This window comes from Cellvibrio sp. BR, from assembly GCF_000263355.1.
GTDB lineage: Bacteria > Pseudomonadota > Gammaproteobacteria > Pseudomonadales > Cellvibrionaceae > Cellvibrio.
In genome coordinates, this window is sequence record NZ_JH668201.1 from 130,986 (window position 1) to 144,100 (window position 13,115).

At 50.9% G+C, this 13,115-nt stretch carries 16 protein-coding genes; 11 read left to right on the forward strand and 5 right to left on the reverse strand.

What is annotated here, in order from left to right; genetic code table 11:
* Positions 1-163: 163 nt before the first annotated feature.
* Both lafA (O59_RS05825) and lafA (O59_RS05830) read right to left on the reverse strand, forming a co-directional pair.
* Complete coding sequence (gene lafA, locus O59_RS05825) at positions 164-1,075, reverse strand: lateral flagellin LafA (protein ID WP_007640512.1); 912 nt, start codon at positions 1,073-1,075, stop codon at positions 164-166.
* Positions 1,076-1,228: 153 nt separating this feature from the next.
* Positions 1,229-2,068 (reverse strand): lateral flagellin LafA, encoded by an 840-nt coding sequence (gene lafA, locus O59_RS05830; RefSeq protein ID WP_040391600.1) that lies wholly within the window; start codon positions 2,066-2,068, stop codon positions 1,229-1,231.
* A gap of 363 nt (positions 2,069-2,431) precedes the next feature.
* Here lafA (O59_RS05830) and O59_RS05835 point away from each other — a divergent pair, with 363 nt between their 5' ends.
* Positions 2,432-2,863 (forward strand): hypothetical protein, encoded by a 432-nt coding sequence (locus tag O59_RS05835; protein WP_040391602.1) that lies wholly within the window; start codon positions 2,432-2,434, stop codon positions 2,861-2,863.
* A gap of 195 nt (positions 2,864-3,058) precedes the next feature.
* The gene (locus tag O59_RS20930; protein WP_007640516.1) at positions 3,059-3,709 is read left to right on the forward strand and encodes a hypothetical protein; all 651 of its coding nucleotides are present in this window, start codon (positions 3,059-3,061) and stop codon (positions 3,707-3,709) included.
* A 64-nt stretch (positions 3,710-3,773) separates the two neighbouring features.
* Here O59_RS20930 and O59_RS05845 read toward each other — a convergent pair whose 3' ends face one another.
* The 3 genes from O59_RS05845 to flgA all read right to left on the reverse strand — a co-directional run bounded on the left by O59_RS05845 (position 3,774) and on the right by flgA (position 5,893).
* Positions 3,774-4,442, reverse strand: coding sequence for a hypothetical protein (locus O59_RS05845; RefSeq protein ID WP_007640518.1), 669 nt, complete (start codon positions 4,440-4,442; stop codon positions 3,774-3,776).
* Positions 4,443-4,461: 19 nt separating this feature from the next.
* Positions 4,462-4,842 carry a hypothetical protein gene (locus O59_RS05850; RefSeq protein WP_157152495.1) on the reverse strand — a complete coding sequence of 127 codons (381 nt, stop codon included), beginning with the start codon at positions 4,840-4,842 and terminating at the stop codon, positions 4,462-4,464.
* A gap of 208 nt (positions 4,843-5,050) precedes the next feature.
* Entirely contained in the window at positions 5,051-5,893 is an 843-nt protein-coding gene (gene flgA / locus O59_RS05855) for a flagellar basal body P-ring formation chaperone FlgA (RefSeq protein WP_050976979.1), read from the reverse strand.
* A 70-nt stretch (positions 5,894-5,963) separates the two neighbouring features.
* Between flgA and flgB the strand changes: the two genes are divergently transcribed.
* The 9 genes from flgB to O59_RS05900 all read left to right on the forward strand — a co-directional run bounded on the left by flgB (position 5,964) and on the right by O59_RS05900 (position 13,099).
* On the forward strand, positions 5,964-6,341 hold the full coding sequence (gene flgB / locus O59_RS05860; RefSeq protein WP_040391603.1) for a flagellar basal body rod protein FlgB: 378 nt from the start codon (positions 5,964-5,966) through the stop codon (positions 6,339-6,341).
* A 2-nt stretch (positions 6,342-6,343) separates the two neighbouring features.
* Positions 6,344-6,772, forward strand: a complete 429-nt coding sequence (gene flgC / locus O59_RS05865) for a flagellar basal body rod protein FlgC (RefSeq protein WP_007640524.1) — start codon at positions 6,344-6,346, stop codon at positions 6,770-6,772.
* Positions 6,772-7,446: a flagellar hook assembly protein FlgD gene (gene flgD, locus O59_RS05870; protein WP_007640525.1), complete on the forward strand. Its 675-nt coding sequence runs from the start codon at positions 6,772-6,774 to the stop codon at positions 7,444-7,446. The genes flgC and flgD overlap by 1 nt, the downstream gene beginning before the upstream one ends.
* 70 nt (positions 7,447-7,516) lie before the next feature.
* Positions 7,517-8,710, forward strand: coding sequence for a flagellar hook protein FlgE (flgE, locus tag O59_RS05875; protein WP_007640526.1), 1,194 nt, complete (start codon positions 7,517-7,519; stop codon positions 8,708-8,710).
* A gap of 45 nt (positions 8,711-8,755) precedes the next feature.
* Positions 8,756-9,484 (forward strand): flagellar basal body rod protein FlgF, encoded by a 729-nt coding sequence (locus tag O59_RS05880; protein ID WP_007640527.1) that lies wholly within the window; start codon positions 8,756-8,758, stop codon positions 9,482-9,484.
* Positions 9,485-9,530: 46 nt separating this feature from the next.
* The gene (gene flgG / locus O59_RS05885) at positions 9,531-10,316 is read left to right on the forward strand and encodes a flagellar basal-body rod protein FlgG (protein ID WP_007640529.1); all 786 of its coding nucleotides are present in this window, start codon (positions 9,531-9,533) and stop codon (positions 10,314-10,316) included.
* An 8-nt stretch (positions 10,317-10,324) separates the two neighbouring features.
* Positions 10,325-11,011: a flagellar basal body L-ring protein FlgH gene (gene flgH, locus O59_RS05890; protein WP_007640530.1), complete on the forward strand. Its 687-nt coding sequence runs from the start codon at positions 10,325-10,327 to the stop codon at positions 11,009-11,011.
* A 15-nt stretch (positions 11,012-11,026) separates the two neighbouring features.
* Positions 11,027-12,127 carry a flagellar basal body P-ring protein FlgI gene (locus O59_RS05895; protein WP_007640532.1) on the forward strand — a complete coding sequence of 367 codons (1,101 nt, stop codon included), beginning with the start codon at positions 11,027-11,029 and terminating at the stop codon, positions 12,125-12,127.
* A gap of 9 nt (positions 12,128-12,136) precedes the next feature.
* On the forward strand, positions 12,137-13,099 hold the full coding sequence (locus O59_RS05900; RefSeq protein WP_007640534.1) for a transglycosylase SLT domain-containing protein: 963 nt from the start codon (positions 12,137-12,139) through the stop codon (positions 13,097-13,099).
* Positions 13,100-13,115: the final 16 nt, after the last annotated feature.

Sequence of the window (13,115 nt, forward strand, 5' to 3'; positions counted from 1 at the left end):
TATTCCATTTAGTAGTTTCTACTCAGTAAAACTCGTTAATTTTTATAGGTTTAGCTATAAAAAAGAGCAACAGCAGAACAAATCGCACACATACGTTGATTTTGGTGACAAACAAAAACGCCCCGACAAGCGGGGCGTTTAAGCGGGAGTACCCAGCTCGCTATTAACCGAGCAGTGACATCACCATACCTGGCATTTGACCAGCTTGTTTCAGCATGGAGATACCGGATTGCATCAACATGGAGTTTTTGCTCATGTTGGCGCTTTCCTTGGCAAAGTCGGCATCCACAATACGACCTTTGGACATGTCGGTATTATCTTTCATGTTTGCCAGGTTGTTCGCGGTGTGGTTCAAGCGGTTGATGTTGGCACCAAACAAGGCGCGCAGTTCACCTACCGAGTTCAGCGCCGTCTCAACCAGAGTGATGTTGCCGTTGGCGTTGGTGTTCACTGCAGTGGTGGCTACCTGGGTAGTGGCCAATTCCACACCGGGAGTACCGGCAGTGGTGTAGGTGTCAGACACGGCTGCCAGTGCAGTACCCAGTGCAGTCAGTTTGGCACTCACGTTCAGGGTCAGTTTTTCTGCGGAGCTGGCACCAATCTGGAAGTCCATTGCCGCCGAGAATTTACCGCCAGCACCCGTTACCAGCGTGCCGTCACTGAACAGGTTGGCGCCAGCAAACTTGGTGTTTTTGATGATGTTGGCCATTTCTTTACCCAACTCATCGTATTCGCCTTGCAGGGCAATCAGATCTGCACCGCTGTTGGTGGCGTTCGATGCCTGGGTGCTAAGGTCTTTCATACGCTGCAATATGTCGGTCATTTCATTGAATGCACCTTCAGCGGTTTGCAGCAGGGAAACTGAGTCACCCGTGTTGCGCATAGCCACTTCCATACCGCGTGATTGGGCATTTAAACGCGTGGCAATTTGCAAACCAGCCGCGTCGTCAGCCGCTGAGTTAATGCGCAGGCCAGTGCCTAAACGCTGTTGGTTGGTACCAAGGCTGTTGTTGGTTTTACTCAGGTTGGTTTGGGTAATCAACGAGGAGTAGTTGGTATGAATTGACAGTGCCATGTGAATATTCCTGTGCTAAGAAAGCGTGAAAATAAAAATCGGTTTTGTTGCTGGTTTATTTGCCTGCTACACCATCAAGGCGACGAAATCGTCCATTAACTTAAGGTGACACACGCAAAATATTTCCAGCATTAGCGCTATTTCTATTGGTCTTTAGCCGAGCAGTGACATCACCATGCCGGGCATTTGGCCAGCTTGTTTCAACATGGAAATACCGGATTGCATCAACATGGAGTTTTTGCTCATGTTGGCGCTTTCTTTGGCAAAGTCGGCATCCAAAATACGGCCCTTGGACATCTCGGTGTTGTCTTTCATGTTGGCCAGGTTGTTGGATGTGTGGTTGAGGCGGTTGATGTTGGCACCGAACTGGGCGCGCATAGTGCCTACTGCATTAAGTGCGGTTTCCAACTCATCCATTGCGCTGCCGGAAGTGGTGGCATCGGTCAGTACTTCGGCTTTGATGGTGGTGATCGCATCAGTCACATCAGTCAGTTCGCCGCTGGCATCCAATGACAGGGTTTCCGCGCTGCTGGCACCAATTTGGAAGGTCATTGCAGCAGTGAATTTACCAGCGGCGGCAAACAGCGCTTCGCCAGCGTATTTGGTGTTGGTAATGATGTTGGTTAATTCATTACCCAACTCGTCGTATTCCGCTTGCAGTGCGGTGCGGTCATCCGTGCTGTTGGTATCGTTCGCTGCCTGGGTTGCCAGATCCTTCATGCGCTGCATGATATCGGTCATTTCATTGAACGCACCTTCCGCTGTTTGCAACAGTGAAACCGCGTCGCCAGTATTGCGCATAGCCACTTCCATGCCGCGCGATTGTGCGTTTAAACGGGTAGCAATTTGTAAACCTGCAGCATCGTCAGCAGCAGAGTTGATACGCAAGCCAGTACCCAGACGTTGCTGGTTAGTGCCAAGGGCATTGTTGGTCTTGCTCAGATTGGTCTGAGTGATCAACGACGAATAGTTGGTATGAATCGACAGAGCCATGGGAGTATTCCTGTGCTAAGTAAAACGTGAATGTAAAAACCTGTTTCGAAGCTGGCCATGTTTGCCTGCTGAAAGGTTAGGGCGACCGCCTCAACGCGGGACTTAAATCGAAGGGAAATTTTTTAGGAAGGGAGCAAGCAACCCGGTCGAATCACCGGTTCCTGCAGCGCCGTAATAGCCCGTAATTCAAACTGGCGCCAAACGTTGCGATAGTCTTTAATTGCACCCATCGCCAAGGCGAGTGGTTTAGAAGCAGACGCTTGTCATGGGCAAAATAATGTTTTGCGATGGGTGTTTTGGGAATGCGTTTTTTGGGGTGTTTAATAAATTGTTAAATTAAAAAAGCTAGAGTGAAAATTAACTATGATAATAATTGAAAATGGTCACCCCGTTGCAATTGAAGAGAGAAAGGAAGAAGTAAGAAAATTACTTCTAAATGCTGCAAGGAATAGATCAGATATCAAATACAGTGAAATGTATAACATATTCTCAAGAGAAAAAGAGCAGGATATTAGTTTCTTGACATGGAGACACTCTGTCTGGATGACCGTCGAAGATGTTTGCAGTGAGATATCAACGCCAGAGGGCGCTATTTACTACTCGCTATTGTCAAATAAAAACAATATCCCCGAAAATGAATTTATAGAAATAATCTTACGGTACAGAAAATCAGTATATCAAGAGAAGCTTGGTACTACTCTGCCTTCTTTTGGTGAATTTGATATCTTTGCGAAAAAACGCTTAATAGATTTTGAAAGAGGACGAGTGTATCGGCACGTACAAATTTATCATTAGAATTAAAGTTTAACAATTTCAGAATCTGCATGTTCTGCAATAATTGTTTGTATTTATGCCAGCTAATATGCGAGCCATGACAATCGATTTTGTCATTGAAAAGTTAGGTTGGTGTCGGTGCATTTTCATTTTGATGTGTAAAATGATGATTTGTTGTGAGGTGTAGCGGTTTTTAACCTAAATAAGGGTTCAGGTATGAGCAAAGTGAGTTGTGGTGCGTGGGTGGCGACCATTGTTTGGCTTGGTGTTATTGGTTGTGTGGTGTATGGCCGGCGCAGTGATTTTGCGGGAATGGAGCCAAACGCAATTGGTGACTTTCTTGCTGGGACTGTATCGCCTCTCGCGTTGATTTGGTTGGTGGCTGGTTATCTCCAGCAAGGTAAAGAGTTAAAGTTAAATACAGAAGCATTATTGCTGCAGCAAAAGGAATTGGCAAATCAAGTGGCGGAAACTAAAAAATTGGCTGAATGTTCTGAGCAGCAGGCGCAAGCTGCGATTAAAACTCTCAATATTTCAGTGGAGGATTATGAGAGAAGAAAGCATCATGCTTCAGAGGCTGCTACCCCGAATCTGACGTTTAATATTATTGAGCAGCCGGATGGAACGATTGAGTGTTGGATTTTTAACAATGGAGGACTTGCAGTCGATTTAAAATTCAATAATAGTAAAAATCAAGCATTAAAATTGAGTGTAAATAGTTTGTTTAATGGAGAATCGGCTAGTTTAGGTCTGGATGATGTTAATTTAGAGGATGATGTGATTTATTGCTTTTTTCGCAGCCTTTATGGATCAAGTGGTGGCTCTTCTTGCTCATATAAAGTGAAAGATAAAAGTATTATTCGATAAAAAAGGCGGCTTACAATTTAAGTAGGCCGCGGAAAGCAGGAGTGATACGTCATGGATTCAATTGTTATGCGTAGCATTTTAGTTTGGCTAAATGAAAGTTCGTTAATTGTTGTACGCTCCGAGTGCCTAAATTATTACCCACAGAGACTCGTGGTTTATGATCATCTGTGGCGGCCGAGCTTGCACCGCCAGTCTTTAGAGCTTCTATCAGGTCTGGCTGAGGTATTTTTGGGTTGTTGCTTTTACTGAAAACATAAAAATTAAGTTGATTAGAAATTCCTAATAGTTTTGCTGCATCCACCAAAGCCTTGCAAACATCACTATATAGAGCTTTGTTGGCGCGTATAAGAACTTCATTAGCCATGTCAGCTTCACGATCATCGTTTAAGTTTTTCGCGTAAATGTCACTCAAAATATCAGACGGTTTTGTATTGTAGTAACGCGATGCGAGTTTTACTGCGTTAACAATATCTTGTGATGAGGTGGCATTGATGCCAAAAACCCATATTTCTTTGTCGATAATCGAAGCTTCCTTGGTGACGCTCGAAGTTCGATCTTTAAATGGTGAAAGCCCAATGCCGGGATTGCGAGTTTTCCAAATAGATATACTGTAAGCGCTGGTTCTTAGTACGTGACTTCGCTCTACACGTTGATTTCCGAATATCAGATTTACATCGGTCTTAAATTCGTATTGGCCTTCGCCTAATGTCGTGGCGCCACTTTGATTTGTCATCTTTCTATTTCCTTATCTTTTAGATATTTTTTTCGTAGATGCTGTGTTGATATCTGTAAATGTCTTCAATTTCTTCTGACCTAAAACTGCTGAATTTTATATCGCCCGAATAAAGCGCGCTTGTTGCAAGTAAATGTGCTGATTTTTCCATGTCTGAATCAGAACCCCATTCACCTTCGTTGTAGCGCAAGCATTTCGATACATCTGTTAATACTAATTTTTCATCAAATAATAATTTTTTTACGCGATTTAAAATTGATTCAAATGATGTAACGCCAAATTCTTCACCATCAACGGGAACATAAGCCTCGGAAAAATAAAAATCGCATCCATCTACGTCAATACTACAGCCATCTAATGCTTCACTTTTTGTAAAGACAATCCATACCTGTTTTTTCACTTTTATCCACTCCATCTCTGATCATTGCTAAGTTTTATGTTTTTCACTCCATGGCCACACCTTGGTGAGGGTGGTCGTAATAAAATGACCGTTAGTATATAGAATGCTTTGTACCTGATATGTCGAAAAAGTCATTTTTTCGCGTTTTGAACTTAGATTGTGGATTTAACTATGAAGCAAGTATCTGAGTCATTCAGATAATTCTCCTTCAAAAAATACTCGTCACCACCCCAGGCGCGATAACTTTTGCGTCGATGGTTTTTCCGCTGGATAAATTTTTCACTCTAATCACTTCTCCCTCCGCCGCATTGCTAATCGCCTCACCACTCATGGATGCGCTAATGCCGTCCTGGGTTGCCACAATTTTTACTTTGTCGCCGCGTTTTACGGCGAGGGGGAGGGCTATTAAGCCCGGGCTTAGTACCTGATTGGCGCGAATGCGGCGTTTGGCTCCCATGCCAGCGACTTGTTTGGGGTGGTGATAAAACCCGCGTGGCGCTTTGCCTATATCGATTTCCTGCCTTTTTACATCTGCTGCGCTAATCACTTGGCCGCGATCAATAACCCGTGCTGCCACTAATACCGGTAGCCATACCTGCATCTCGGTAGCGACCTGCATGCGCCAACCGGGTTGGTCGGGGCAGGTGATGGTCAGGCGCTGGCGATAGCTGTCCGCCGCACCGCCGCTCACTGCGGGCGCTTGGCTGCAAGTGGCGAGGGTGCGTGTGCTGCCCAGCGGGGTGCTGGTGTGGGCGATGCGCATGCCTTGCCAGTTTTCGCGTTGCGCACTCGGGCGCATCAATGCACTCAGGTGCTGGTGAATGGCTTGGTCAACTTGTTGGTTGATTGTTGTGCTGGCCTTGCTGGTTGCCGGTAACGCCAGCAGGAATAAACAAAAGCCGATCAGCTGCAACCAATGGGGGGAAGTGGTGCTTCCGCCTGTATTTCCCCTTGGGCCTAAATGCGGAAGGTGTCGCGTAATTTGTGCGCCGTTCATTTTCATAAAGTCCAATAAAATCAATCTGATATAGGTTGTTTTCGCTCTGGGCATGGTTCCTGCTAAAGCTGTGCCATCTACACCCCTTTCGAAGTTTTTAGGTGATGAGCAGAGGTTTTGGACGATGAGTATACGGATTGATGAGGCCTTGGGCGTGCACGCCCGCGCATTGGATCTGCGCGTACAGCGCAGTGAAATCCTCGCCGCTAACCTGGCGAATGAGGATACCCCCGGTTTTCAGGCGCGGGATATCGACTTTGCCCGCGAGTTACAGCGCGCTGATTCCCCCTTCGATATTGGCGACATTTCACGGGCGGCGGATCAGCCTACGAGTCCTGCTTTGCAATACCGCATTCCCATGCAGGCGGCGCTGGATGGCAACACGGTGGACTTGAGCCTGGAGCAGACCGCTTTTTCCAAAAACTCCATGGATTTCCAAACCAGCCTGACCTTTCTCACCATGAAATTCAGCGGCCTTAAACAAGCGATTGAGGGGCGATAACCATGGCATTTGAATCGATTTACAAAATTGCCGGTTCTGCCATGGGCGCCCAAACCGTTCGCTTGAACACTATCGCCAGTAACCTGGCTAACGCCGATTCCGCCGCCACCCGCGCAGAAGATGTGTATCAGGCGCGCAAGCCGGTATTTGCGGCGATTTATGAAAACGACCAGCTCACCCGCGGTGTTGGTTTGGGCGGTGCCCATGTGCAGGTGTTGGATGTGATCAGCGCCGGGCGCGAACCCCAGCGTCGCTATGAACCCGATAACCCGCTCGCTGACCGCGATGGCTATGTGTTTTATGCCGACATCAACCAGATTGAAGAGATGACCGACATGATGTCGGCCACACGCAGTTTTGAAACCAGCGTGGAAGTGCTCAATCGCATCAAAGGCATGCAACAGGGCCTGCTCAAATTAGGAGAGTCGTAATGGCGACGGTTACTAACAACACGGTATCCAATCCGTACAGCATCGATCAGGTGACGGCGAACACGGTGAATGTCAGCGATGCCACCCAGATGGAGAACAACTTCATCAGTTTGATGGTGGCACAAATCCAGAATCAGGACCCGACCAAGCCGGTCGACAGCACCGAGTTTCTCAACCAGTTCTCCGCCATGAGTCAGGTGAAGAGCATGGAAAACATGACCGAGCTGAGCAAAAGCAATCTGGTATTGCTGGACAACCTGCAAACCCTGACTGCTTCCGGTTTGGTGGGGCAGGAGGTCAAGGTATCGGTAGATAGCCTTGAGGTGGGTTCGTCGCCTATTCGCGGCCAGCTCGATCTGGCGCATGCGGCAGGCGCAACCCTGATCACCCTGACCGATTCCAATGGGGTGAAAAAAGAGCTTCCGTTGGGCGCGCAAAGTGCCGGCTCGGTGCCGTTTGAAATAGACCCGACCGCGCTGGGTTTGGCTCCCGGCCAGTACAAGGTTGAAGCGACTACTGATTCCGGCGAATTCCCGCGTGTTGAAGTGTCGGGCTTGGTGACCCACGTGCGCGTGAGTGCCGATGGCCCGGTGTTGGATGTGGCCGGTGCGGGTGCCGTGCCGTTTTACCGGATCACTGAATTTGGCCAGACGCCTGTTGCCGGGCTGCTGTAGTTATTAATCGCGTGATTCATTGCGTTTCTAATCGCGCTCCTCATCACCTATTGGATAAAAGGTAACTGCTATGAGCTTTAATATCGCCCTGACTGGCCTGAGCGCCGTCACCGAACAAATGGATACCATCAGCAACAATATCGCCAACGTGGGGACTACGGGTTTTAAATCCTCGCGCACGGAATTCGGCAGCATTTATGCCGACAGTCAGGCGATGGGTGTAGAAGTGCTCGGCCTGACCCAAAGCATCAGCAAAGGCGGTTCGCTGGTGTCTACTGGCCGTGAATTGGATTTGGCGATTGCCGGTGGTGGTTTTTTTATGACCAAAGGCGCAACCGGTGATATGCAATACACCCGTGCCGGGGTATTCGGCACTGACAAAAATAACCTGATTGTGGATACCCTCGGCCAGAATCTGCAGGGTTATCCCGTGGATGCCAATAACAACCTGCAGGTAGGCACCATCAGCAATCTGGCTTTACAAAATGCCAACCTGCCTGCGCGCGCGACTGACTCGCTGGCGTTTGTGATGAACCTGGATGCCAACGAAACCGTGCCGGTGCTGGCGCCATTTGATCCCGCCAATGCGGACACCTTCAATTCTACTTACACCAGCAAGATGTTTGACTCACAGGGTAAAGAGCACACCCTGACGCAGTACTTTGTGAAAACCGCAGACAATAACTGGAACGCACACTATTACGCCGACGGTGTATCGCTGGGGGCACCCCAAGCGCTGGTATTTAACACCAGCGGTCAACTGACTACACCTGCCGCGGCGACGCCAGTGAATGTCAACTACGCCCCGCCCGGTGTAGAGCCTATGACCATTGCAATTGATTACACCCGCTCCAGCCAATCCGGCTCCAACTTTGTGGTAACCACCAACCGTCCTTCGGGTTATGCGTCGGGTGAGCAGATTGGTATTGCGGTCGAAAAAGACGGAAAAATCTACGCCAACTACAGCAATGGCGAGCGCCTGCTGCAAGGTCAGGTCGCCATGGCAACTTTCGCCAACATGGAAGGTTTGCAAAATGAAAGTGGTACGCGCTGGAGTGAAACCTCTGAATCTGGCTCGCCACTGATTGGTATCCCCGGTATCGGTGCTTTTGGTGAGCTACGTACTGGCTCGCTGGAAAACTCCAACGTGGATCTCACCCAGCAATTGGTGGGATTAATGGAAAGCCAACGCAACTACCAAGCCAATACCAAGGTGTTGTCGACCAATAAAGAACTGACGCAAGTGCTCTTCGGCGCTATTTAATCTGCCGTTTACCGGGCACCACTCCAGCCACAAAAGGTTTGAACTATGGATCGTTTGGGATACACCGCTATGACCGCCGCCAGTCGCACCCAGCTCTCGCTGCAAGTGCGCGCCAATAACCTCGCCAATGCTAGCACTACCGGTTTTCGCGCGGATCTGGAACAGGCCAAAGCAGTCAGTGTGGATGGCTATGGCTACGACAGCCGCCATATGGCGCTGGCGCAGAACAACGGTGTTGATCTGACGCCCGGCCCGCTGATCACCACCGGGCGCGATCTGGATTTCGCCGTGAAAGGGCAAGGTTTGATCGCCCTGGATGACGGTGGCGCTGAGGTTTACACGCGCAACGGCAATATGCAGGTGGATGCCGAGCTGCGTCTGACCATCAATGGTCGGCCAGTGATGGGCGAGGGCGGCCCTATTGTGCTGCCGGACTACGACAAGGTTCATATCGGTTCTGACGGTGTGGTTTCCGTGCTGCCCAGAGGCGAAACCCTGATGGCAGAAGTGGATCGCATCAAACGTGTGGATGTCGCCGCCGCTGACTTGATGAAAGACGCCAGCGGCATGCTGGTCACCAAAAACGGTGCACCGGCAGAGGTTAGCGATGCCGTGGTGCTGGTGTCTGGTCATCTGGAATCGAGCAACGTCTCAGCGATTGATCAATTGGTCGCGTCCATGAGCCTCAATCGCTTGTTTGAAACACAAGTGAAAATGATGAAAGCCGCGGAGGACATCTCCAACGCGGGCAACCGCATGATTCGCGGCAGCTAATGCCAGCACTTGGCGTTTAAAAAGAGCAAACAAGAGGAATAGTGCAATGAGTTCAGCATTGTGGGTAAGCAAAACCGGCCTGGCCGCGCAAGACAAGGCCATGGCCACTGTGGCCAACAATCTGGCCAACGTGAATACCACCGGTTTTAAAAGTGACCGCGTGGTGTTTGAGGATTTGTTCTACGCCATTGAATTACAGCCGGGCGCCCAGGCCGATCAGGTCAATACTGTGCCCTCCGGTATTCAGCTCGGTAGCGGTGTGCGCGTGGCGGGCACACAAAAAGTCTTTACCGAAGGCAATGTCCAAACCACTGGCCAGCCGATGGATTTGGCGATTATCGGCAGCGGTTTCTTTCAGGTGGAGTCGCCTTCTGGCGAAACCTTTTACACCGAGAGCGGCCAGTTGCAGTTGAATGCCGAAGGGGTAGTGGTGAATGCCCAGGGCTTGCCCTTGATTCCCGCGATTGAAGTGCCCACCGGCGCCAGCCGTTTCACCGTAGGTAGCGACGGCATAGTTACGGCGGTATTGCCGGGCGATACCAATCCGGTCGAACTAGGCCAAATCACCCTCGCTAACTTTGTAAACCCGGCTGGCCTTGAGGCGCTGGGGGGCAACCTCTACAAAGAAACCGTCGCCAGCGGTGAACCGGTAGAAGGTGTGCCGGGTGAAGAGGGTTTGGGTTTGATCAAGCAGGGTGTGTTGGAAGGTTCAAACGTGCAGGTGGTGGAGGCTATGGTATCCATGATCGCCATCCAGCGTGCCTATGAAGCCAACGCCAAGGTGCTGGACGCGTCATCCAGCATGCAGCAATTCCTCAACCAGACAGTGTGATTCTGACTATGCGTGGATATTCTGTCGCTGTGACACGGCTGCTGGTGCTGGCCTTTATGCTGTTTTCATTGGTTGGTTGCCAGCGTTTTAAAGCGGCGATGAATGATGACGATGGGGTGGATTACCAACCGCCCGCATTGGATTACAGCCAACCGGCAGCCACCAGCGGCGGGCTGTTTCGCACGGGGCACACAGGCTCCCTATTGCAGGACAAACGCGCCTTGCGTGTGGGCGATATTCTCACCATCGTGCTCGATGAATCGACCCAATCCAGCAAAAGCGCGGGCACCAGTTACGGTAAATCCTCCGATGTGAGCATGGGCGTGCCAACCGTATTCGGTTCAACAGTGCCGGATCTGGAATCCTCTTTATCCAGCTCGCGTGACTTCAGCGGTTCCGCCGCCAGTTCCCAGCAAAATACCCTGCGCGGCGCCATCGCGGTGACGGTGCATCAGGTTATGCCTAATGGCACTTTGTTGGTCAAAGGCGAGAAGGCATTGAAGTTAAATCAGGGCGATGAATATATCCGCCTGAGTGGTTTGGTGCGCTTGGAAGACATCAACAGCAACAATCAGATTTCATCGCAAAACGTCGCCAATGCGCGCATTTCCTACGCTGGTCGCGGCGCGTTGAACGACAGCAACTCGGCTGGTTGGTTGACCCGTTTCTTCACTCATCCTTTGTTCCCCCTGTAAGTGGAGACTCTGTTCATGCGCTTTTTTTCCTGGTCGTTCCTCATTCTTGTCGCACTGTTGTGTTTGCCTGTGAAGGCAGTGCCGCTGATGGATTTGGTGGACATTGAAGGTATTCGCCCCAACCAGCTAATCGGTTATGGCTTGGTGGTGGGCTTGGACGGTACTGGCGATAAAAATCAGGTCAAGTTCACCAGTCAGTCAGTGGTCAATATGGTCAAGCAGTTTGGCATCAACCTGCCGCCGAATATCGACCCAAAACTCAAGAATGCGGCGGCGGTAATGATCACGGCGTCAATTCCGCCGTCATATGGCCCCGGTCAAACGGTGGATGTCACTGTGTCCTCACTGGGTGATGCCAAAAGCCTGCGTGGCGGCCAATTACTCATGACCCCGCTGGTGGGGGTGGATGGCGAAACCTATGCGCTGGCACAGGGCGCTTTGGTGGTTGGCGGTTTGAATGCACAGGGCAATAGTGGCTCCAGTGTGGCGATTAACTCCGCCAACGCCGGGCGTATTCCCGGTGGTGCCACAGTAGAGCGCGCGATTCCAACAGATTTCGCCGAACGCAAAGAGATCACCCTCAACATCCGTGAGCCCAGTTTCCAAACCGCAACCAAAATCGTCGATGCCATTAACGCCAAATTTGGCACGGGTATCGCGACTGCGCTGAACGGCACGCGCATTGCCCTGCAGGCACCGAGTGCTGCGAATCAGCGCACCAGTTTTGTCGCCATGCTGGAAGGCCTGGAAGTCCAAACTGGCCGCACACGGCCCAAAGTGGTGTTCAACAGCCGCACCGGCACCGTGGTTGTCAGCGAAGGTGTGCGGGTGAAGGCGGCGGCGGTAAGCCACGGTACGCTTACTGTCACTATCAATGAAACAGCACAAATCAGCCAGCCGGGCGCCTTTTCCCGTGGGCAAACCGCGGTGGTGCCCAATTCCGATGTGAATGTCAGCCAGGAGGCCAATGCCATGTTCAAGTGGCCGGAAGGCGCCAGCCTGGACAGCATTATTAATACCGTCAACAGCCTTGGCGCCACACCCGATGACGTCATGAGCATTCTGCAAGCGCTGGAGCAGGCGGGTGCACTGAACGCCGAGCTGATAGTGATTTAAGGACCCGCCATGAGTATCGTCTCCCTCAACAACTCCGCGAATACTTCGGCAAGCAGCAATGCTATCGCTGCCTCGCCCTCCGCATTGGAAGCGGCCGCCGAGCAGTTCGAAGCTTTATTTTTACAACAAGTGCTCAAGCAAATGCGCAAAGCGGGCGATGTACTCGCCGCCGATAACCCTATGCGCAGCCGCGAGCTGGACACCATGCGCGATTTTTACGACGGCATGCTCGCCGATACCCTTGCCAGCAAGCGTCAAACCGGTATTGCCGATTTATTGGTGCAGCAACTCTCGGGCAAGGCCAATCAACTGGATACTCTTGATGAAGCCAGCGAAACCGCGCGCGCCGCTGCTTTACCCGAGCGCTCCAGTGCAAGCATGGATTCCCTGCGCAGTACCTGGCAGCGCAGTGTGGATAGCCTGGCCAATGTCTGGAATAAAGGTTCAACCGGCTTTAAGGCGCTGGTGGACAGTGTGATCAAACAGGAATCGGCCGGGCAGGTGGATGCAGTATCCCCCAAAGGTGCGTTGGGAATTATGCAGTTGATGCCCGATACCGCCCGCCAAATGGCGCAGGAATTAGGTGTAAATTTCAATCTGGGGCGCCTCACTCGCGACGCGGATTACAACAAACAATTGGGCAGCGCCTTTTTGTCGAAACTACTGGAACGTTATGACGGCGAACAAGCGCTGGCCGTAGCTGCTTACAACGCTGGCCCGGCGCGGGTAGATGAGTGGCTGGAGCGCCACGGCGATCCACGCATTGGCGACATCAGTGTTTCGGCTTGGGTCAGGCAGATTCCGTTTAAGGAAACCCGTGAGTACACCAGCAAAATTCTGGCGGATTTAGGGCAGTCAGCAAGCCTCAAGCAAGACCAGGCGGCAGCAAGTGTTTTACCCCTGATTCCGGGGCAGGAACGATTTAAGTCCGCCCCGATTCCGGTCGCCCTAACACAGAGAACTGACAAATAAAGTACAGAAGATTAGA

Coding starts and splice junctions, on each gene's coding strand:
- lafA (WP_007640512.1), bottom strand. CDS start 1,075: ATGGCACTGTCAATTCATACCAACTACTCCTCGTTGATTACCCAAACC.
- lafA (WP_040391600.1), bottom strand. CDS start 2,068: ATGGCTCTGTCGATTCATACCAACTATTCGTCGTTGATCACTCAGACC.
- O59_RS05835 (WP_040391602.1), top strand. CDS start 2,432: ATGATAATAATTGAAAATGGTCACCCCGTTGCAATTGAAGAGAGAAAG.
- O59_RS20930 (WP_007640516.1), top strand. CDS start 3,059: ATGAGCAAAGTGAGTTGTGGTGCGTGGGTGGCGACCATTGTTTGGCTT.
- O59_RS05845 (WP_007640518.1), bottom strand. CDS start 4,442: ATGACAAATCAAAGTGGCGCCACGACATTAGGCGAAGGCCAATACGAA.
- flgA (WP_050976979.1), bottom strand. CDS start 5,893: ATGCCCAGAGCGAAAACAACCTATATCAGATTGATTTTATTGGACTTT.
- flgB (WP_040391603.1), top strand. CDS start 5,964: ATGAGTATACGGATTGATGAGGCCTTGGGCGTGCACGCCCGCGCATTG.
- flgC (WP_007640524.1), top strand. CDS start 6,344: ATGGCATTTGAATCGATTTACAAAATTGCCGGTTCTGCCATGGGCGCC.
- flgD (WP_007640525.1), top strand. CDS start 6,772: ATGGCGACGGTTACTAACAACACGGTATCCAATCCGTACAGCATCGAT.
- flgE (WP_007640526.1), top strand. CDS start 7,517: ATGAGCTTTAATATCGCCCTGACTGGCCTGAGCGCCGTCACCGAACAA.
- O59_RS05880 (WP_007640527.1), top strand. CDS start 8,756: ATGGATCGTTTGGGATACACCGCTATGACCGCCGCCAGTCGCACCCAG.
- flgG (WP_007640529.1), top strand. CDS start 9,531: ATGAGTTCAGCATTGTGGGTAAGCAAAACCGGCCTGGCCGCGCAAGAC.
- flgH (WP_007640530.1), top strand. CDS start 10,325: ATGCGTGGATATTCTGTCGCTGTGACACGGCTGCTGGTGCTGGCCTTT.
- O59_RS05895 (WP_007640532.1), top strand. CDS start 11,027: ATGCGCTTTTTTTCCTGGTCGTTCCTCATTCTTGTCGCACTGTTGTGT.
- O59_RS05900 (WP_007640534.1), top strand. CDS start 12,137: ATGAGTATCGTCTCCCTCAACAACTCCGCGAATACTTCGGCAAGCAGC.